The sequence below is a fragment of the Blastopirellula marina genome, assembly GCF_002967715.1.
In the GTDB taxonomy this organism is placed as follows: domain Bacteria; phylum Planctomycetota; class Planctomycetia; order Pirellulales; family Pirellulaceae; genus Bremerella; species Bremerella marina_B.
Genome location: NZ_PUIA01000001.1, coordinates 66,058 through 87,299, shown reverse-complemented (window position 1 = coordinate 87,299; position 21,242 = coordinate 66,058). Strand labels below are relative to the sequence as shown.

The following is a 21,242-nucleotide window of genomic DNA, read 5'->3' as shown; positions in this document are numbered from 1 at the left end:
TAAGAAAAATTGCCCTAAGGAACTACGGGACGACACCGAAACTCACCCCCAGGTTCAACTTACGTCAGCCAGAAGCTGCTCGGCCACGACCAGATCGTCCTTGGTGGTGATCTTTAGATTCTTCAGCCCGCCACGCACCACGGAAACTGGGTGGCCAAGCCGCTCGACCAGGCTGGCATCGTCGGTGGCAGGCTCGTTGCCGAACTTTTCGTACGCTTCCAGAATCAGTTGCCGCCGAAAGACCTGCGGAGTTTGCGCTTCCCAGACCCCTTCGCGGGGAACCGTTTCGACGATCTTTCCTTCAATCGAAACACGCTTGAGCGTGCCAGGTACCGGCAACGCGAGAATCGCGGCACCACTTCCGGCGGCCGTGTTAAAGACTGCGTCGATCATCGCGTCGTCGATCCCAGGGCGGGCCGCATCGTGAATGGCGATGAACTCGCCAGGGGAATTTAACGCGCGGATCCCGTTGGCGATCGAATCGGTGCGGGTTTCCCCTCCGAGGGCAATCTGAATACCGAGCTGGTCGCAGACATCGGCGAACTGTTCGCAGAAGTAGACTTCGTCATCGGGAGAGATGACCACCACCACACCACGAACGTCTGGCCTCGTGGCGAACCGCTTGGCGCTGTGCAGCCAGACCGGCTGACCGTGCAGGGGGACGTAGACCTTTTTCAGCTCGCCGCCGCCGAAACGCGTGCTGCGGCCGGCGGCTGGCAGAATGACACTGAAGTGAATCACCGATACGGTCCTTCCTGGCAAGGTAGTAACAAAGCGTTACTTATCATACCGCATCAGGATTTCATCGGGGGGAGCGCTGACGCCGGGGAAGTTTCCTTCGGCAACCATGCCCCCCACTTCCGACACGCGGCGGAAGTAGCGATCGCTCGGCCGGGTGAGCAGGATCTTCCGCTTCAAGTCGCGGCAGGCGATATCGGCCGCGGCGCGGATCGTTTCGTTTTCCTGCTTCGCCGCGTACAGCGCCGTGCACAGAATGGTCATCAGGTCCTGCACATTGGCCGACAGGTACGACATACGGCACTGCCGATCGGCCAGCTTCAGCTGATGCTTGCGCATCGTGCCGGAGATGTGCAGCGGCATGTCCTGCAGACGATCGGCGGCGAACTGGGCGTGGGCCTTCAGGTCGTCCGGCATCTGCGGGAACTTGGGACGCGGCTTGCCTCCCATGTACTCCTTCATCATCCAACTGGCATAAGGTGCCAATGCCCCTTTGAGTGCCCAGGCATGTGCCGGATTGAGGGGGTTCGGCTTCTTGATGCCGGCTTCGTGCAGGGCCTTGCCGATCGGTTCGAAGAACTGCGTACCGTGCTTCTTGACCAGCGACTTGAAGAACGCCATGCCGAGCATCTCCCCTTCCCCTTCGTAGATGCAAGGGGCGAGGTACTCGTGGACGTTGTCGCCGAACATGTGCCCATGCAGGAACGAACGTCCGCCGTGCGTCTTCATGAACAACTCGATCGCCGCTTCCTTTTGCGATTCGCTACCGAAGATCTTGGCAATGATGCATTCCATCTCGCCGCGGTAACCGGAATCGATCAACGTGCTGCACCAGGCCACCAGCGCGTCGGAGGCCACGATCATTCCGGCCAGCTTGCCTAAGCGTCGCTGCACCAGTTCTCGCTTGGCGATCGGCTCGCCGTATGTTTCGCGGAAATGGACCCACGGAATCATGCTGGCCATCATCAGCCGCATCGTACCGGCCGCGTTCGCGCACAAGCTGATACGACCGAGATTGAGCCCGTGATAGGCGATCGTCAGGCCATTCCCCTTGCCGGGCAGCAAGAGGTTCTCTTTCGGCACACGTAGGTCTTTGAAGATGATGCCTTGGTTGTAGGTGTGCTTCAGCGCCCAGATGCCGTACTTGCGCAGCTGGAAATTGTCGTTCTCTTCGGCCGGAAGATCGACAACCAGCACCGCGGGAACCTCGTCGATGAGGCACACCACGCCGATCGTTCGCCCTGGCACCACGTTGGTGATAAAGAGCTTCTCGCCGTTGAGAACGTAGCTGTCCCCATCGAGCCTGGCAGTCGTCCGTAGGGCGGTCAGGTCCGAGCCGGCACATGGTTCGGTGAGAGCGAACGCCGAAAGCTTTTCGCCGCTGGCTAGTTTAGGTAAGTAGCGTTGCTTCTGCTCTTCGTTACCGAACGTGCTGACCGGATCGACCGCACCAATACAGCCATGCACCGAAGCGAGACCGGCCAAGGTCGGATCGACCATCGCCATCTCGGTGAGGAACGGAGCGAACGCCCGAAATGGCGTGCCGCTGCCGCCGTACTTCTTATCGACCAGCAACCCCCAGTAGCCAGCATCGGCCAGCCCCTGGAGGACCTCGTTGCGGATCTTGCCCTTCTCGTCGGTGATGGTCTTGCTCTTTCGGAAGCCGCGTACGACCTCCAAGCTATCGTCCATTACCTTGCGAATTTCCGGCGGTGCCGCGATTGGATCGGCCTGGAACAATTCGATGGGAATGCCACGATCCCATACCGCACGATGTGCGGGGCTGTTGGCCGTTTGATACTGCGGCTGGAAGAGCTTTTCGACTTGATCGTCCGCCGAATCGATCGCCCCGGTGCGTCGCGCTTCGTCTTCACTCTTACCACCCAGCTTGAGCGCGGTTTCGGCAAACGAGGTCTCTTGTGCTTCGGCTGGCTGGGATTCTTCCGGAACCGAAGGCTTGGTCGTGTCACTGCTCATGGCTGCTGCTCCTGCCGGGGTTCGAGTGTACGCGTAACGAGGGACTCACCCCCATTAGCAATGCTTCCTGGCTACCTAACTCTACCTTATTTTCGTTCGGCTGGCTTCCCACAGGACACCAGAACTATCCATAACCTATTGCAAATCCAGCAATTACGACGTCCACAACCTCCACCAGGGCCGCGACACTTCCTGGGGCTTGTACATTTGCTCGATCGTATCGTGGTAATTTTTCACAATTGCATCTCGGCGAAGACTTAGTTTGGCGGTCATTTCTCCGGTCGACGGGGTGAATCCTTGACCGAGAATGGTGAACGGTCCGACCTGTTCGTAGTCGGCGCGGTTGGCCAACTGACAGTCGAGCGCATCGCGATACCAACCGCGAACGGTCGGGTGCTGCAAGGCTTGCTGTTTGGAAAAGATCCACAATCGGGCCTCTTTGATTCGACGGCGTAGTTGCTCGGGATCTGGCACAATCAGTGCCGAGAGGCACTTGCGACCTTCGCCGCACACCACAACCTGAGCCACCAGCGGATCGCTACCGATGGCCAGTTCGAGCGCCGCCGGGTTGACCTTCCGCCCAGTTGAAAGGACGAGCATTTCTTTCTGCCGGCCCGTGATCCAGAGGAAGCCTTCGTTGTCGATCAAGCCGATGTCGCCGGTCCGTAGCCAGTCGCCATCCATGACTTGCCGCGTGGCTTCGTCGTCGTGGTAGTAACCCTTCATCACGTGCGGGCCGCGCGTTTCGAGTTCTCCCTGTTCAGAGATACGGACCTCAATGCCATCCAGCTTCATGCCCACGCTGCCAGCACGATGGGCTCCTTCGGTCGAAACAGAGATTACCGGCGAGGCCTCGGTCATGCCGTACCCTTCCAAGAGCGTCAGGCCCTGTTTCTCGAACGCTTCGATCACCCAGCCGGCCAGGGGAGCGCCACCGCTGGCACACATGCGGACTTCGCCACCCAGCGCTGTTTGCAGTGTGCCAGGTGAATTGAGTTTGCCTTTCGCTTTGAGCCCTTCGACCACCTTTTGATAGAAGTACGGCACGCCGTTGATCAGCTTTGGCTGAATCGCCTGGCAATCGGCCAGGATCGTTTCGCGGGAATGGGCCAGCGCCAACTGCGATCCGCGGGCCATCCAGGTGTAGACATCGCAGGTCCGAGCATACAAATGGCTGAACGGCAGAAAGCTGAGCCGCTTGTCGGCCGGCTTTTCTTCGTACGCATGCACGACCGCCAACGCATCGAAAGCCAAATTGCGATGCGTCAGCATGACTCCTTTCGGTGGACCTGTCGTCCCGCTGGTGTAGACCAGCGAGCAGACGTCGTCCGGATTGATGCTTTCCGCCCGTCGCTGTAAATCGGCCAGCGCATGCTGGGCGGTCAAAGTCGGTGCGTCCGCCAGCTTGGACATGACCCGTGACGAGGCCTTGCCGTCATCGTCGAAAGAGATTGTGATGACCGACTCGGTAATATCTTGGGCGATCCAACCATCTTTCAGCGTCGACTCGACCACAATGATGGCCGGGTCGCAGTGATCGAGTATCTGCCGAATCTGGCTGGGGGAAGCGTGTGTGCTGATTGGTACATGCCAGGCCCCGAGAAACTGCAGGGCCAGGTCGAGCACGATCCACTCGCGGCGATTTTCGCTCAACTGAACAACGCGCGTGCCGCGGGTCACGCCTTGTTGCTCGAGAGCATCCGCGACGCTGGCAACTTCGAGAAGAAGTTCTTCCCAGGTGGTCGCTCGGTAAGCGGTATCGGCGGTTCGCGTCCACAGCGCAGACAATTTCGGCCCTACGCGAACTCGCTCTAAAAAGATGGTCGCGACCGAATCGGCTTGCTGGATCTCTTCCCCCGTGTCCATCCGAGATCTCCGGCGTGGCGTTAGTCGAGTCGCTCGAAGATGGTCGCGATGCCCTGCCCGACACCAATGCACATGGTGGCCAGTCCGAAGCGAGCCCCGCGGTCGCGCATCGCATGAATCAGCGTAGTGCTAATGCGAGCGCCCGAGCATCCCAGCGGGTGACCAATCGCGATCGCTCCGCCGTTGACGTTGACCTTGTCGACGTCGAGCTTAAGGCCGCGAAGGCAGGCGAGGGATTGAGCCGCAAAGGCTTCGTTCAGCTCGATGAGGTCGATCTGATCGAGCGTCATGCCGGCTCGCTTCAGAACTTTGTGCGTTGCGGGAATCGGGCCGGTTCCCATCACCGAGGGCTCGACGCCAGCGACCGCGGTAGCAACCACCTTGGCGATGGGCTTCAAACCTAATCGCTTAGCGCTCGCGTCTGACATCATGAGCATCGCGCACGCGCCGTCGTTGATTGGCGAAGCGTTACCGGCGGTGACCGTTCCCCCGTCGGGCATGAACGCAGGTCGCAGAGCCGCCAGGGCTTCCATGCTGGTATCGTCGCGGACGCACTGATCGGCCGTGAGTAGCTTTCGCTGGCCGGCTTCATCGCGTCCATGCGTGGGGATGATCTCTTGGTTGAACTTGCCGGTGTCCTGTGCGGCGATCGCCTTTTGATGGCTGGCCAGGGCGAACTCGTCCTGCTCTTTTCGCGAGATTCCCTGCGTCTGGGCCAGGAACTCGGCCGTGATTCCCATGTGCAAAGCGGCTTCGGACGTGTGGCGGTACAACTTGGGATTCACGTCGAGGGCATGATCCATAGGAACATGCGTCATGTGTTCCAGGCCACCCACGATCTGCACGTCTTCGGCCCCGGCAGCAATGCTATGCGCTGCCTGATTAAGGGCTTGCAGGCTGCTTCCACAAAGCCGATTGATCGTGGCACCGGCCACCGTGACTGGCAGGCCTGCGGTCAGCCCGAGGATACGCGTGACGTTCAAGCCTTGTTCCAGCGTTTGCTGCGTACAGCCGAACAGAACGTCTTCGATCTCGTGTGGGTCGATCCCGGTTCGCTCGATCAGGGCCTGCACGCAGTGCACGGCCAGGTCGTCGCTGCGGACGTCGCGATAATAGCCGCGCTCGGGGTGGGCACGACCGATCGGAGTTCGCAAACAGTCAATGATTACCGCCTGATTCATGATGATGCCTTCTCTACTTTCCTCGTGCGTTTAGTCCGAGGTCCGGTCGTAAAACTTACTGCTCTCTTTGGCCATATCCAGAAGCATGGGGGTCGGTGCGAACCGCTTGCCCAGTGCCTGGAGCGGCTCGAGCCACTCGACCAACGCCTTCGCTCCGACGGTATCGGCCCAGAACAACAGCCCTCCTTTGAAAGGTGGGAAGCCAATCCCGAAGATCAGTCCCAGGTCGACATCGCGTGGATCGCGAACGATCCCTTCGTCGAGGGCACGCGTTGCTTCCAGCAGCATGGGCAAGATAAGCCGATGCTGGATCTCTTCGTCGGTGATCTCCCGCTCAGGTGCGTCGACATACCGAGCGATCAGTTCCAAGGCCATCGGGTCGGGCTCGGGACGCCCCTTCTTCTTTTCGTGGTTATAGAACCCGTACCCCTTCTTCGTGCCGAGCCGTTCGTTCTTGATCAGCGCTGGCAGAATTGGGGAAACGAGCGTCCGATCGGGGAAGGCATCGTACATGGTGCGGCCTGCGTAGAAGGACGTATCGATCCCCACCATGTCGTATAGGGCGATCGGTCCCATGGGCATGCCGAACTTCACGGAAACCTTGTCGATCCGCTTCATGTCGACGCCGTCTTGCAACAGCTGCGTCGCTTCGTTCATGTACGGGAAGAGCAATCGATTGACCAGGAAGCCAGGGCCGTCGTTGACCACGATCGGGAACTTACCGAGCCCCTTCGCGTAAGCGACAGCCGTGGCGGCCGTTTCGTCCGAGGTCTTCTCACCGCGAATCACTTCCACGAGCTTCATCTTGCGGACTGGGTTGAAGAAGTGAATCCCCACGAAACGCTCGGGGTGCTTCAGATTCTCGGCCAGCTTGGTGATGGGTAGCGTCGAAGTGTTGCTTGCCAGGATCGCCTCAGCCGGAAGCTTATCTTCCAGGCCGGCGAAAATCTTGCGTTTGAGTTCCAGGTTCTCGACGACTGCTTCGATAACGATGTCGGAGCCGATCAGTTCGTCGCCGCTGGTGGTGCTGTGCAGGCGACCGGCGAAGTGAATCGCGCGTTCGACGCTTTTACTGCGGGTATCTTTATCGAACGACACTTCATCCAGCACGCTGCTGGCACCACGTTCGAGCGCTTCGGGATTGGCATCGTTCAGCGTGACGGTTAAGCCTCGCTTGAGATTGGCTGCGGCAATTCCACTTCCCATGATGCCGGCACCGATGACACTAGCCGACTGAAGCTTGCGCGGCTGGGGGCCGTCTCCTTCAACACCGCTATCTTTCTTGTTGCGGTCGGTCAGCAGAAAGACGTTGATCAACGCCGCATTGACCGGGGTGCCAAACAACTTGGCCATCCCCTGGGCTTCGGCTTCCAAGGCCGACTGGGCATCGACCATCGCTCCGCCGAGCAGCGTTTCTAATGCTGCCAACGGTGCAGGATACTGCCCCTTGGTTTGCTGCTGGATATAGGCCGAAGCGGTGGCACCGAGGAAGCCGAGTTCCGTTTCGTTGATCGCGATCGGCTTGATGCGTTCGGCGCGATCGTTCAGGTACTGGCCTGTTTCCTGTTCTTCGCGAATCATGCGAATGGCCGCCTGCACTAACTGATCGGCTGGCACCATGTCGTCTGCCAGGCCCAGTTTCAAGGCCATCTGGGGCGAGACACTTTCGCCGGAGGTGATCATTTTGACAGCGTTGCCCAGCCCAACCAGACGCGAAAGGCGAACCGTTCCACCCCATCCGGGATAGATCCCTAGCTTTACCTCAGGCAGGCCGATTTCGGTTTTCTCGTGGGTCGAGACGATTCGTCGATCGCAGCCCAATGCGAGCTCCGTTCCACCTCCAACACATGTGCCGTTGATCGCCGCGACGGTCAGCCACTTGTTGGCATGCAGCCGACCAAACAAGTCCTGTCCTCGGCGGCTCATCTCGTAGGTGCGTTTTTCGTCGACTTCCATCGAAGCCGCGAACTCGTTGATATCGGCACCGGCAATGAAGATGCTGGGCTTCGCCGAGTCGATTATCACGCCGACAATATCGTCGCGATCGGCCAGCGTATCGAGGTGACCGGCGAGCTCTTCCATGACAGGATGGCTCAGAATGTTCGCCCCCTTGTCAGGCAGGTCGAATGTCAGGCAGGCAATGTCCTGTTCAGGGAAGCTAAGCTTGATGCTGGAGTTGGGGGCCATGTCTGGTTCCGTTTCGTCCCGGGCCAGGCAAGCACGACTTGCGTGACCACGTAACTAATCTTGGGGAGCGCAACATGTGGGGTGCTCCCAGACGTTGGAATTATAACGCGCCAGCCAGAGGAAGGTTGAGTAGGTTAGCCCTGGGGCGATAAGAATTCGCGTTGGGCCTGGCCTGCTTGCCGGTCGAACCAGTTTTTCCAGGCAGCACACTTGGCTTCTAAAGAAATTGCGTCAGAAATCGTCTCGGGCCATTGATCTTTCGGCACAATACTGGACAGTCCGTCGAGAGCCGTCGAGCGAATTGCCGTTTCATCATCCAGAGCACGCACCAGGACAGCGATATCACTTTCCTGCTGACGAGCCGCAATGGCTTGCACCGCTTTCAGACGCACCGACTTGGATGACGAGTAGGTCATGCGGCTCAAGTGGTCGATTCCTCGCGGGTCGTTGTGGGCATCTAGCGCGTGACAGGCGGCCAGTTGCACATCGATATCGCTGTCTGTCAATCGCCGGACGAAGTCGTTGATACTTTCCTCGCCCGCGACGCTGGACAGTGCTTCGATTGCTGCGACTCGCACGTTCGGCATCTCGTGGTTCAATCCATCTTTGACCGGCGAAGTTGTGCCATCCAGTGGAAAATCGGCGATGTAACGATAAGCGGCAATTCGCACTTGAGGACTGTCATGCGCCAATGCCCGCCGCACGATTTGCTGTGCGGCCTCGCGTTGGTCACTTCGGATCAATTCCATCAGTACTGGCCATGTCATCGGCGTGAACTGTTCGATATGCGAGTTCAGTCGCCACAACACAAGCTCCGGCAGCATTTCCTGGCGAGCCTGCTGTTCGAGCTTCCGCAGCGCCGAAAGGGATAGGGTCGGATCGCCGGAGGTTGCCTCTTGCAGATAACGATAAGCAGGGTCGCATTGAGGAAGCAGTACGTCAAACAGGTAGGGATTTTCGTACGAGACCAACGGTTTGGCTGCCTGATCGACCGCGGCGAGGACTGCTTCTGGCTGCAGCAATAAGTCCCGCCGGGCTTCGGTTCTTTCCATTTCGACGGTCGCGTGCTCGGCCTTCTCGATCAGGTCGAGAACGGCCATCGCCTCTTCCGCGGTCAGCGTGGGGATTTCTTTAGGACTGGTTACCTGGGGGGACTTCACTGGTCGCTTCTGTTGGGCGACCAGTTCCGGTGAACGGTGGACCATGGCCTCGCGAACCTGGCGGCTGTTGTCATCTTTCAGGCGAGCGAAGACGTCTTGGTACTTGGCCTGCAATGGTACGAGTTCTGCGACCGCCAGCCGCACGCGCCAGGAAGACGATTCCGACAAGCGAGACCACTGATCATGACCAGGAATCAAACTCCAGGCGAAGACCGCCGCAACCTGGACGAGGGCAGGATCTTTGTCGCCGATTTCCTTCAGCATCGCTTGAGCCGCCGCCGAGCCGTCTCGGCCGAGCCCGATGATGGCGCTCGATCGGGTTGGGAACTCGGGAGAACGCGTCTGTGCGATGAGTGTTTCCAGCGGAGCCACGCTGCGGAGATAGGGCTCCCAAAGCCCAAGCCTGCGCATGGCCTGCGGCGAGAGCTGCTCGAAGTGCTGGGTAATCTCGTCACTCTCTGCCGAGCGATAGAACAGGAGCAAATCGAGTAGTATGCCTTGCTGTTGGGGCGAGGACTGCAAGAACTGCTCGGTGAACAACGCGACTTGCTGTTCCGGCGGCAGAATCCAAGCCAGCGATATCCAAAACTGTTGCTGGAGCGCCTCGGTAGCGGAGGTATCGGTCGATTCGGCAGCAGCAAGGAGCTTGTCACGCTTTTGGAAAAGCTGCTCGACGATCGGCTGGGCCTGCTTGGGAGAGGTCGTCGCCAAGGCTTCCAGCAGAGCGGCTTTCGTGGTCAGCGCGAGCTCGTCGTTCTCGATCAACTCGGCCAGTCGCTGCGGCTCGACTGTCTCGTCACTTCGTACCAAACCAATGAGCGCGGTTGCAGCGATTTCCGGGTTAGATGACTTCGCTCCACTAGCAAGCGTGGTGAGCGGCGATTCAGGCTGATCCAACAGCGACTCCAGTGCTGGATGACGCCAGCGTGGGCTGCGTTGAGCGACGGCCTGATAGATAGGCGTGCCGTGATCGAGATACCAACCACGCGACTCGATATGTTGTGGGCGGAGGGCATTCTCCGAGGTTTGAACGACGCTGGCGGCCAGCACTCTTTCGGCCGCTTCGACAGCCGGATCGTTTTCGGCGGCCGGTGCAGAAGCAGTAATGGGCCGGGATGTCGGCTCAGGCTTCGACTCTCGCGGGGTCGAGGCCAACTCGGTCAGATCTCGGGAACGGTCGACAACACTACGACACCCTTGCCCCGTAACGAGAGCCAAGGTCATAGTCACTGCTAGCAGAGCAGCGAGAACCGGAGGGTTGCGAACGTGATCAGCGGTCATGCCGCTGCTTTTAGCTGGCAGCGGCAGCTACGACAAGAGCAGTCGCGACGGCTTAGCTGGGAACGTCGGCGGCAGGCCCGCCTGGGACGTCTTCCATTGGGGCCGGAGCGGCACCTGGGACATCAGCGGGTGCCGCACCAGGAACATCGGCTGGGGCGGCTCCTGGCACGTCCGCAGGAGCTGCGGCTCCGGGAACATCGGCCGGAGCACCGCCTGGCACGTCGGCTGGAGGACCAGCTGGACCGCCAGGGATATCCGCAGGAGCAGCGCCACCTGGAACATCTGCCGGTGCAGCCGCGTCAGGCGAAGCGATCTCGACGGCGGCCTTCGAGGCCAGCTTCTGAGCGGCGATGGTGAGCGCGTCAAGACGCGTCTTCGAGTTCTTGAGCAAATCGTCTTCCCATAGCTCGTCGTCATCGACGGTTGCCAGCATGGATAGCATCGACTTGGACAGATCGACGATCAGTGCTCGATCTTCCGCGTTCTTGGCGTAGCGAATGAGCCCTTCGCGAATCGAGCTGCCGTCTCCTTGGATTTGCGTGGTCTGGCCGACCAGAGCTTGCTTGCAATCATCGAGGTGGGTCTTCACACGACGACGGAACAAGGTCTCCATGCGGACCATGATGGGATCGCGGATGATCTCAGGCTCCATCATCTCTTCGCCCGGACCGCCGAATTCGCCATATTCGCTCGGAGGCCCCGAGGTGCCGCGATTACGAGTCGAACGAGAAGGACGCGACGGGCGTGGCGAGGTAGGACGTGCCATGGGGCCTATCATCCCGCCACCACCGGGACCATATTCGCCGCCCATCATGCCGCCGGTACCGCCTGGGGCCATCAGCGCTTTGAAGTATTCGGTCATCGTATTGTCGTACCAGGCGACGTCGGCAGAAACGGCTTCGAGAGCCACCTTGCCGATCTCGGCAGATTCTTTGGCGACATCGAGCTTGGCTGCCGTTTGTGCGTCGTAGTTGAGATGCCCTATGGCGGCGATGGCGTTGCATCGCATTTCGATCGGCAGGCTTTCATCAAGAATGATGATGTTCAAAGCGTTGGCCAACGCGCCATCTCGGCCTGCGTTACCAATGCTACGTGCCACGTCGATCGCACGTTTTCGCATCCAGGTATGAGCGTCCGCTCCGCGACCTTCCGGCGGTGCTTTCTCGCTCAATGTTTTGACAACCAGGTCCATTACCTTGGTTTTCTCGGGACCGGCCATCGCTCCGAGATTCACCCCGTACAGTTGGCACTGTTCCATCAGACCAATCCAAGCACCGACCTTCACGGCATCGCTTTGATTCGGATCTTCCAAGGCCGACAACAGAATAGCAGTTGCCGGGGCATAGGGAACTTCCGGGGTTTGGTTGATGTTGTCCATCTCCTTCGACCGGAGATCGCCCACCAGCAAAATCGCGTTATAGCGAAGCACTGGGTGATAGTTCGGCTTGATGTATTCGCGCATAAACTCGACCATGATCTCGTTGACCATCGCACGAGCTGCCTGATCGGAGTAGAGAGGGCCGTAATAGGCACGCAAGAACTCTTGGCGTTTGGCACCGGCTTGCGTCCAGTTCGCCTTGCTGGTCCAACTCTTTAGATAGGCATCGCGGAAGAATTTGCGAATGAGTGTCCGGCCTTGCTCGTCCATCGTTTTACCGCTGAGGTATTCACGCACAGCGGCTTGAGCCTGACCGAATCGAATACGCGTTTGCGTATCACGCGAATCAGGATCGATATCGGTGGCCGTAACCGGAATCTCGTTGTACTGAGCCCAGCTGGTTTGCGCACAACAGGCCATGATGGCGAGTACCAGGGTCGAGACAGCAACTCGTTTCATGCCACGGTGTTCCTATTAATGAGAGTCATCCCACCTCAGTCTGGCTGAGGTAGCGATTCGACGAGAGGAGCGAGGGAATTAAGGGAGATCTTTCCCCCAATCGACAAGTAATGTAATCATACCCTCTGACTTCGGTTAGGTTAAGAATAGTTGCTCCTACGATTTCGTGTCAACGAATTCGCACCAGCCCCCCAGAAGAGCCGCCATCGGCCATGACCAGCCTGCTTTATTACCACGATCGCTATCTTCAGCACCTCACCGGCAAACATCCGGAATGTCCGTTGCGTCTGACGACCTGCGCGACGCAGCTTCGCGACAAAAAAATTTGGGAAAAATGGACCGCTCCAACCTTCGAGACAGCCACCACCGAGCACGCCAAACTAGTTCACGACCGCGAGATGATCGATCGGACACGTGAGCTGGCAAGCCGCGGCGGGGGGCACCTCGATGCCGATACGATTGTTTCGCCCGAATCGTACAAGGTCGCTTTGTTGGCGTCTGGTGCGGCGATTGATGCCACCCGAAAGGTCGTGCAGGGGGAAGCGGCCAACGCGTTTTGCATGATTAGGCCGCCAGGGCATCACGCCACAGCCGACAAGGCGATGGGGTTTTGCCTGCTTAATAACATCGCCATCGCGGCGACTGTAGCGTTACGGGAACTGGAAGTCCCCAGGATCTTGATCGTCGACTGGGACGTTCATCATGGGAACGGTACGCAAGACATTTTCTGGCGCGACGAGAACGTGGCGTTCTTTTCCATGCATCGCTATCCCTTCTACCCGGGATCGGGCGATCGGGATGCGATTGGCGAAGGGCCTGGTAAGGGCTACACGTGGAATCTGCCCATTCCGTACGGGACCGATCGCATGGCTACGCTCACGATGTTCGAGTACCAGTTACAGGAGTTCGCCGAACGGGTTCAGCCAGACCTGGTAATGATTAGCGCCGGCTTTGATGCCCACAAGGACGATCCCGTCGGTGACTTGGGTCTCGAAACCGAAGACTTCGCCACGTTGACCAAAATCGTCCAGGAAGTGGCTGATGCCTGGTGCGGCGGGCGCATCGTCAGCATGCTTGAAGGGGGATACAACCCGCCGAGGCTCGCCGATTCGATCGAAGTTCACCTTCGTGAATTAGCCAAGGCCGCGGCGAAGAATAATCCATAGCGTCCGTTCTTACAGGTCGATATCCTCTCCGTCAGAGATCTCGTCCGCCACGCTCAGCATCTTGAGCAGCACCACAACGTATGGAGTGTCTGGGTGCGGATTGGCTGGAAGTGGCCGCGAGAAAGATTCCATATCCAGGCCTGGATTGGAATCGGACAGAGGCCACTCAAAGTGGTTGACGTTGCAAACCATCGATGCGTCTTTCAACAAACCGGGGGGAGACGAGGGGTGATTAGCCGTTCCATTCTGCAATCGGAATGCCAAATTCCCGGAATGACGTCCAAAATTATCTCAAGTCGCTAATATGCGAGATTCTCGATGTCGCCCCTCAGGCGGCACAATTTGCCCGGTTTATGCCTTCGGATCAGCCCCTCAAGTCGATGGAAGAAATTGCAATTCGCTTTTGCAAAACGTACCAGAAAGCCTACTTCCGCGCTTCTTCAATCGCTTCGATCGCCAGCTGTAACTGGGGATCTTCAAAGTCGAGAAGCTCTTGTTCGGCTTCCGAGATTTCTCGCTGGGTGGCCTCATCCGGATTCGAGAAGTTGGTCCGGTCGATGTCGTGCAAACGCCTCGCTTTGATGACTTTCGTCAACGTCTGGTCGTCCAGTTCCAGTTCGCGTCCCTCGTCCGGGCTTACGCCCCAGTCGTCTTCTTCCTTGGAATCGGGAAAACGATGAATATTGCTGCCGTTGGGTCGCCAATAGGTGGCCGTGGTGATTTTCATGGCCCGACGATCCCCATCGAGCGGGAAGATACTTTGTACGGTGCCTTTACCGAAGGAACGTTCGCCGACCACGATCGCGCGGTCGTGATCTTGCAAGGCAGCCGCAAAGATCTCGCTCGCGCTGGCACTGAACCGGTTCACCATCACCACCACCGGCAGGTTCTTAGGTACCATCGTTCCACCAGCCGATGCCTCGTAGACGTCGCGAATGCGGTTGTTGCGGGTACGGGTTGTGACAATATCCCCTTCGTCGAGGAACATGTCGACCATATGAATCGCCGCCGTCAAGTAGCCCCCGGCGTTGCCTCGCATGTCGATGATCAACCCTTCGGCGTCACTGCCGATCGTTTCGAGAGCGGCTTCAAAATCCTCGGCGGTGCGGTCCCCAAACGAGTCGACGCGGATGTAGCCAATCTTTGGGTTGGTGGCGAGATGGAAATCCCACTTCCCCCCATCGCCGTGTGTATCCCCCATGACCGATTCGACCATGATATTGGCCCGGGTCATGGTAATATCGACCGGGTCTTCCTGGCCAATGTGCTTCACGGTTAACGTTACCGGCGTGCCAGTCTCGCCGTGCAAGCGTTCCAGCGACTTGTCAAAGTCTTCCCCATTCAGGTCGACTCCGTCAATCGCCAGAACGATATCTCCGGCCTGAATCCCTGCCTCGTAAGCAGGAGCCCCGGCTAGTGGCGTGATGATCACCATTTCGCGGGTTTCTTCATCGAAATCGACATGCACGCCAATACCACCGAATTCCTGGCCAAGTTCGCGGCGGAAATTGGAATAGCGAGGTGGCGCAATGTAGACCGAGTTCTGATCCAGCGGCGCGGTCAGCCCTTCCATGGCGGCGTTGAAAAGGTCTTCATCCTCGACCGGACGCACATAGTAATCCGAGATCGTCCGCAGTCCCTGCTGAAACATCACCGCATAGCGTGATTGAGCCGCGGACTGATAACAAATCATCGCCACGACAAAGGCGATACAAATCACGATCAGGTTTCCACGCGGCATGGAACACTTCAACCTAAGAGATTGGAGAGAAAGGAACCGATGGTTCTATCGTACCCCTTTGCCAGAGACGGTCCTAGTGCCAACCTCGGGCCCCAGCGAACTAGGCCCCCAAAAATGGTACCGGGACCAGGAACGCATGCTGCTCCAACAGGCTATCGGCCCCGCGCCACGAGATGTAGAGAAACAAGTACATGAAGAAGATGTAAGACACCACGACGGGAATCGCCGCCAGGCGGCTCATCCAGCGCCAGACGAAGTGGGCTGGCTTCTCGCGTTTCTTGGCCACGGCAACCGCCCAGCCAGAAAGCATCCGGGCCGGAAAGATGAAGACCACAAAGAACAAGCTCGGCAGCCAGGCAATCTCGCGATCGATCATCTCGATCTTCAGCAAATACAGTGGCAACGCAAACAGCAGCGTAGTAAACAGGGCCAGCCACCATGCCAGGGGTGCCTGACGAAACAAACCGCGAATGGCCCGAACTTCAAATAACGCCTTGAAGCGATTCTCGGCAGCAAAGCGAGCTTGCAGAAACGGCAAGTACAAAAGGACGAACGCAAACACGAACATGCCTGGCAAGCTCACGACAAACGCCGCACCAGGATCGTTAATCTGCCGAGCACCTATCATCCACAACACCGGCACCAACAGCCATAACAGCGTTCCGACAAACCCTCGGGCACCCAGCGAAAAGTAGTGCCAAAGGTGTAGTTCTTTGATGAACGTCAGCGTTCCTTCCCGGGCCTGGGCATACATCCCACCGTGGAAGATCGTTTTGAAAAACTTGATCGGAGCGGGCCAAAGGAAATGCCGCAGCCGTCCCCCTCGGTAACATGCCCACGCCACGTGCAGGCTCACGGCCACGGTGGCGATCATCGTAACCACCCACAAGTTCCGAGTTTGAACGCTTTGCGGATCGATCAGCCAGGCACTTTGCCACGCATCGGATAGCAGCCGCAGCGGTAGAAACATCAGCCAGGTCCCGGCGACGATACTTCCGATGCGGGCCGCTTTGCGAATGCCTACGAACCCCTGCGTGAACTTGCCGGTCCGAACGATCCGCCCGCTCACTTCCAGCAAGTAACCCAGGCTCATCAAGTTCAAAATAGGGACGGTTGCCAGAAACGCCAGAATAACGATCATCGAGACGACGCCAAAGCACCACTCCCAGGCGCTCATCAGCCCGTGGGCAATTCGCCAAACGACATTCTTTTTCGGTGGCGAATCCGCCTCGACCAGGGCTTCGCCTGCAGATTGTTCCTGCATATCGCCAAGCGGGGCAATGATTTCCTCAGACAGGTCCTCGGAGGGAACCAGCGTTTCGTCATGCCAGGTTGAATTGACCACAGACATTGGGGAGATCCAGGAATCGATGAGTCGGGAATCCGCGTAATTCCTTATGTCTGTTCTACCTAACGCAATGTCGGCTTGGTTTTGATAATTCTATGAAAACAGAAAGTTTTCTCAACAACAGGAAACAAACAGGGGCAAATCCCGGTAAGAATAGGTACTTAGCCGTCCCTTTTCTTTGCTTGAGAGTCTCAGAGCGAGTCTCCCCATGTGGCTCAAGAATATTGCCTTTATCGCCCTGGCCACCGTCGTGCTGGCATCGATCGCCAACTGGCTGCTTTCGCCACCGAAGGTCGAAGCGGTCGATGATCCGCATGTTGTCGTGTCTGATGATTTCCAGGCAACTCAGGAAGCCGTCGACGCGCAGTTTCATGAAGTGTGGAAGGCCCGCGATTTGGAACCCGCACCCCAAGCCGATGACCTTACCATCGCCCGGCGTATCTCGCTGGGGCTAACTGGTTCGATTCCTTCGCTGGAAGAGATTCGCCTGCTTGAGAATCGCCCTGAGGAAGATCGCCTGGCCTGGTGGGTCAATCACCTGCTGGAAGATCGCCGCTATGGCGACTACATGGCCGAGCGTCTTTCGCGTGCATACGTCGGCACCGAGAACGGTCCTTTCTTGATTTTCCGCAAGCGGCGATTTGTCACATGGCTCAGCGATCAGTTGATGTCCAACCGCCCTTACAACGAGTTGACGCAAGACCTGATCGCCGAGTCGGGACTATGGACCGATCACCCCGCGGTCAACTTCATCACCGCCACGGTCGATCAGGATGGAACCAAAGAGCCGGATGTCGCGAGGCTGGCCGGTCGTGTGACGCGGGCTTTCCTGGCGACACGAATCGACTGCGTGCAATGTCACGACGACAACCTGGGGGGCGATCTGAAGCAAACCGACTTTCACGAACTGGCTTCGTTCTTTAGCGAAGCGCAAAACTCGTTCGTGGGAATCATGGACCAGGAAGGGAAGTCGTACGAGTACAAGTATCTGCATGCTGAAGAAGAAACAACCGTCCCGGCCCAGGTTCCCTTCAATCAGCATCTGCTGGCCGAATCAGGCGGCACACTGCGAGACCGCCTGGCCGGCTGGGTCACCCACCCCGAGAACAAACCGTTTGCCCGAGCACTCGTTAATCGCGTGTGGGCCGTAATGACGGGCCGCCCTCTGGTAGAGCCAGTGGACAACATTCCGCTCAACGGCAGTTTCGAGAGTGGCAATTACCCGGCTGGGCTCGACCCGCTGGTCGACGACTTCATCGCGCACAACTTCGACCTCAAACGACTGATTCGCCTGATCGCGGCGACGGAAGCCTTCCAGCGTGATAGTCGCGCCGAACATCAGATCACAGCCCAGCACGAACAGGCCTGGGCTTCCTATCCGGTAACGAGGCTGCGTCCCGAGCAGATCATCGGCAGCATCAATCAGGCATCCTCGCTTAGCACGCTCAATGCCGATAGCCACGTGCTGACGAAGCTGGTCACTTTTGGTGAAACAAACGAATTCCTTAAACGATACGGGGATGCTGGCGAAGACGAATTCAGCATGGATGGCGGCACCATCCCACAGCGTCTGTTGATGATGAACGGCAACCTGGTCAGCGAGCGGACGAAACAGAACTTTGTTCGTAACGCCGCTACGCGAATTTCTCAGCTCTCGCCCGACAACAAAACCGGTATAGAGACGGCCTTCCTGTGCGTACTGACACGGCGACCGACCGAACATGAGTTGGAACACTTCGTCCACCGACTGGAAAGTGACGAAGTGAAATCAAACCGTACCCAAGACTTCGAAGACATTTACTGGGCACTGATGAACTGTACCGAGTTCGCCTGGAATCACTAGGAAACGCCATGAAACGCTTTCAACATCTTCTCGGCCCCGAAGGTTGTGGTTCGCTCGGTCACTTCAGCCGCCGTACTCTGCTGGGTGCCGGTGCCGGCCTGGCCTGGCTCACACCTCTTTCGCAGCTATTGGCCGCTTCGTCTGAAGAGAAGTCGAGCAGCGGTCGGCCAAAGTCGGTCATCGTCCTTTGGATGCAAGGAGGTCCCAGCCAATTGGAAACATGGGATCCACACCCCGGCAAGATGATCGGGGGCGATACCAAGGCAATCGACACTTCGGTACAAGGACTGCAAATCGCCGACACGATGCCCCGCACGGCGGAGGTGATGCACGAGATGTCCCTGCTTCGCTGCGTGACCAGCAAAGAAGGTGACCACGAGCGGGCCACCTACAACATGCAGACCGGCTATCGGCCTGACCCGACGCTCATTCACCCATCGATCGGGGCGATCCTTTGTCACGAGCTTTCGGCCGAAGGGGTTGAGATCCCGCGTCATGTTTCGATCTTCCCCTCGGCGTTCCCGTCGCGCGGCGGCTTCCTGGGCAACCAGTACGACGCGTTCAAGATGTACGATCCCACCGGCCCGCTGCCAGATCTGCCCAAGCGTGTCCCGGAAGATCGCTTCCAGGCCCGACTCGGCGATCTCGATATCCTCGAATCGAGCTTTGCCCAAGGGCGACGATTCGATCTTGAAAAGAACAAAACCCTGCACCGCAAGACGGTCGATCGCGCCACCACCATGATGACATCCGACCAGATCGATGCATTCAACATCGATGGCGTACCGACCGAAATCAAAGAGCAGTTCGGCGACACACCCTTTGGCCGTGGGTGCCTGTGTGCGACGCAACTGATCGAAACCGGCGTACGCTGCGTGCAGGTAACGCTCAACGGCTGGGACACGCACGCGAACAATCACGAACTTCAATCGGCCAGGGCTGGTGATCTGGATGCCGCACTCAGCGCGACAATCAAGCACCTTAAGGAGCGTGATCGACTGGAAGACACGATCGTCCTTTGCGGCGGCGAGTTCGGCCGCACCCCTAAAATCAACCCAGCCGCAGGCCGCGATCACTGGCCGCACGGCTTTAGCGTGGCACTAGCCGGGGGCGGTATTCGCAAAGGGGTCGTCCTTGGCGAAACGGATCCCGAAGGAGAGAAGATCACGCCTGAAACAAAGCATGCCGTGCGTGTCGAGGACATCCACGCCACGATTCATCATGCCCTGGGCATTAACATCGATAAGGACTATCAAACGCCGATTGGCCGCCCGATGGCCATCTGCCAGGGGACGGCCATTTCGGAAATCATCGCCGACGCCTAATCGACCGGGCGTTTCCGCTCGAACTCCAGGATCGCGTCGAGCGTCATGTTCGATTGCTGGTATTCGATGACCTGCAATTGTGGCTGCTTGAGAAGCGTCTTAATCGCAGCGTTGGTCACCGGTGTATCGGTTAGCCCAATCCCGACCAGCTTCGGCAATAGTGGCAGGCGCTTCAGGTCTTCGTCGGTCACTTCGCACCCAGCCAGGTTGATCTGCTCGAGATTCGGCAGGCCGGCCAGCATTTCCAACAGTTCCGGGCGATAGCGTTTCGGGGGAATCTCGACCGCATAGACCGTGCTTTGCTCTTCTCGACGAAGCATCTTCACGCCGGCCCGAGCCAGCAGAAAACGAACCCGGCGGCTCTCGACTTCCATGCCGAACAGTTCGTCGTTGCTCCCGTGCACGAACTGCTCGCGAGTCTGCTCGACCAAGTTTCCCTCGCTATCCAGTACATAGTATCGGTCCCCCAGCCAGGGCCGCGGTTCCGACAGATGAAGCTTATCGCCCGGCCGTGACGAACGCTGAAAGTACAACGTCAGCAGACGCCGCTCGTTGGGAAACGGCACGCATAGGTCTCCCCATCCGTCGATTCTTTTGGATCCTTCGTGCGTCGTGACCATGCCTTCCGGTAGATGATTCGAGTAAAGCACGCTGGCAATCCCATGATCGACCAGCCCCAGGTAAAACCCGGCAGGGTAGACCAGTAGTAACGCAGCGGTAATCCATTCCCAGCGAAACTGCGGACGATTGCTTGGTGCGTTCCACATCACCCAGCAGCCGATCGTCGCTGTAGCCAGGTTCCAGGGGATCACGCTGAAGTTATGGTTGTAAAACAAGGGGGAAAGAAACGCGACGATCCCCCCATGCATCAGCACGCACGGTATCGCCGCCCAGCGGGGTCGGAAGATGGCCAGCAGTCCGACGGCGATCTCTCCCAACGAAACTCCGTAGGCAAATAGCATCTGGAAGTCTTCCGGATCCACGTGCAGCGACTTCACCATGTACCACGAGCCGAACGAAAACCAGTCTGGCGACAAGAGCTTATGCGTCCCTGCCCAGAGCCATAACGACGCCAGAAACCACCGCACAATGACCGGGCCCACACTTTCCACCGCTGCCAGCATCAGAACGGCATTGGCAATGACCTGCGGCTGCGTGCGATATTGATCGAAGACGAACGACAGCAGCAGCGAAGCCGCATGAACGGCCAGCCCCATGCGTGGTCGACCCAGCACAACAATCAACGTTACCAGAAGCCACCCGCCGAAGGAGATCTGCGGCAGATCGATCAGCGGCATGTGAACCGGCGTATCGCGAACCTGCCACAGGGGCCACGTGATTAAGATCGTCGCGGCCTGGGCCACCACGGCTACCATCAGCAAGGCATAACGCATCGGCGGCAGCCCCAGCACCAGTGGCTGAGCTACTTGCGAGATGTCGGTAGTTTCTCTCTGGGTGGCCGCAGGCATGGTTTCGTCTGATGGCAGGGATATTCGCTATAACCCTTAACCATAGCACATAAACGGTCATTTCCCGGAGGATCGAGAAATCCCAGTGAATCACTTGATAGAGGGGGTCGCCTTATCACACAA

At 58.3% G+C, this 21,242-nt stretch carries 14 protein-coding genes; 3 read left to right on the top strand and 11 right to left on the bottom strand.

The window, feature by feature from the left end:
• Positions 1-54: 54 nt before the first annotated feature.
• From ispD to C5Y96_RS00330, 7 genes are all read right to left on the bottom strand, one after another.
• Positions 55-741 carry a 2-C-methyl-D-erythritol 4-phosphate cytidylyltransferase gene (gene ispD, locus C5Y96_RS00360; RefSeq protein ID WP_233198672.1) on the bottom strand — a complete coding sequence of 229 codons (687 nt, stop codon included), beginning with the start codon at positions 739-741 and terminating at the stop codon, positions 55-57.
• A gap of 36 nt (positions 742-777) precedes the next feature.
• Positions 778-2,715: an acyl-CoA dehydrogenase family protein gene (locus C5Y96_RS00355; RefSeq protein ID WP_105349566.1), complete on the bottom strand. Its 1,938-nt coding sequence runs from the start codon at positions 2,713-2,715 to the stop codon at positions 778-780.
• Positions 2,716-2,868: 153 nt separating this feature from the next.
• Complete coding sequence (locus C5Y96_RS00350; protein ID WP_105349565.1) at positions 2,869-4,581, bottom strand: AMP-dependent synthetase/ligase; 1,713 nt, start codon at positions 4,579-4,581, stop codon at positions 2,869-2,871.
• Positions 4,582-4,601: 20 nt separating this feature from the next.
• Positions 4,602-5,762, bottom strand: a complete 1,161-nt coding sequence (fadA, locus tag C5Y96_RS00345; RefSeq protein ID WP_105349564.1) for an acetyl-CoA C-acyltransferase FadA — start codon at positions 5,760-5,762, stop codon at positions 4,602-4,604.
• A gap of 30 nt (positions 5,763-5,792) precedes the next feature.
• The gene (locus C5Y96_RS00340) at positions 5,793-7,949 is read right to left on the bottom strand and encodes a 3-hydroxyacyl-CoA dehydrogenase NAD-binding domain-containing protein (RefSeq protein WP_105349563.1); all 2,157 of its coding nucleotides are present in this window, start codon (positions 7,947-7,949) and stop codon (positions 5,793-5,795) included.
• A gap of 134 nt (positions 7,950-8,083) precedes the next feature.
• On the bottom strand, positions 8,084-10,390 hold the full coding sequence (locus C5Y96_RS00335; RefSeq protein WP_105349562.1) for a HEAT repeat domain-containing protein: 2,307 nt from the start codon (positions 10,388-10,390) through the stop codon (positions 8,084-8,086).
• 52 nt (positions 10,391-10,442) lie between these two features.
• On the bottom strand, positions 10,443-12,227 hold the full coding sequence (locus tag C5Y96_RS00330) for a hypothetical protein (RefSeq protein ID WP_105349561.1): 1,785 nt from the start codon (positions 12,225-12,227) through the stop codon (positions 10,443-10,445).
• Between the two features lie 212 nt (positions 12,228-12,439).
• Between C5Y96_RS00330 and C5Y96_RS00325 the strand changes: the two genes are divergently transcribed.
• Positions 12,440-13,393, top strand: coding sequence for a histone deacetylase (locus C5Y96_RS00325; RefSeq protein ID WP_105349560.1), 954 nt, complete (start codon positions 12,440-12,442; stop codon positions 13,391-13,393).
• A 9-nt stretch (positions 13,394-13,402) separates the two neighbouring features.
• Here C5Y96_RS00325 and C5Y96_RS00320 read toward each other — a convergent pair whose 3' ends face one another.
• The 3 genes from C5Y96_RS00320 to C5Y96_RS00310 all read right to left on the bottom strand — a co-directional run bounded on the left by C5Y96_RS00320 (position 13,403) and on the right by C5Y96_RS00310 (position 16,485).
• Positions 13,403-13,585 (bottom strand): hypothetical protein, encoded by a 183-nt coding sequence (locus tag C5Y96_RS00320; RefSeq protein ID WP_146115457.1) that lies wholly within the window; start codon positions 13,583-13,585, stop codon positions 13,403-13,405.
• Positions 13,586-13,817: 232 nt separating this feature from the next.
• The gene (locus C5Y96_RS00315; RefSeq protein WP_105349558.1) at positions 13,818-15,134 is read right to left on the bottom strand and encodes a S41 family peptidase; all 1,317 of its coding nucleotides are present in this window, start codon (positions 15,132-15,134) and stop codon (positions 13,818-13,820) included.
• Between the two features lie 100 nt (positions 15,135-15,234).
• The gene (locus C5Y96_RS00310; protein ID WP_105349557.1) at positions 15,235-16,485 is read right to left on the bottom strand and encodes a DUF4013 domain-containing protein; all 1,251 of its coding nucleotides are present in this window, start codon (positions 16,483-16,485) and stop codon (positions 15,235-15,237) included.
• A gap of 205 nt (positions 16,486-16,690) precedes the next feature.
• Between C5Y96_RS00310 and C5Y96_RS00305 the strand changes: the two genes are divergently transcribed.
• Positions 16,691-18,325 carry a DUF1549 domain-containing protein gene (locus tag C5Y96_RS00305; RefSeq protein ID WP_105349556.1) on the top strand — a complete coding sequence of 545 codons (1,635 nt, stop codon included), beginning with the start codon at positions 16,691-16,693 and terminating at the stop codon, positions 18,323-18,325.
• Between the two features lie 8 nt (positions 18,326-18,333).
• Positions 18,334-19,650: a DUF1501 domain-containing protein gene (locus C5Y96_RS00300; protein ID WP_105349555.1), complete on the top strand. Its 1,317-nt coding sequence runs from the start codon at positions 18,334-18,336 to the stop codon at positions 19,648-19,650.
• Here C5Y96_RS00300 and C5Y96_RS00295 read toward each other — a convergent pair.
• Positions 19,647-21,119 carry a MauE/DoxX family redox-associated membrane protein gene (locus C5Y96_RS00295; RefSeq protein WP_105349554.1) on the bottom strand — a complete coding sequence of 491 codons (1,473 nt, stop codon included), beginning with the start codon at positions 21,117-21,119 and terminating at the stop codon, positions 19,647-19,649. The two genes, C5Y96_RS00300 and C5Y96_RS00295, sit on opposite strands and share 4 nt — an antisense overlap.
• Positions 21,120-21,242 lie beyond the last annotated feature (123 nt).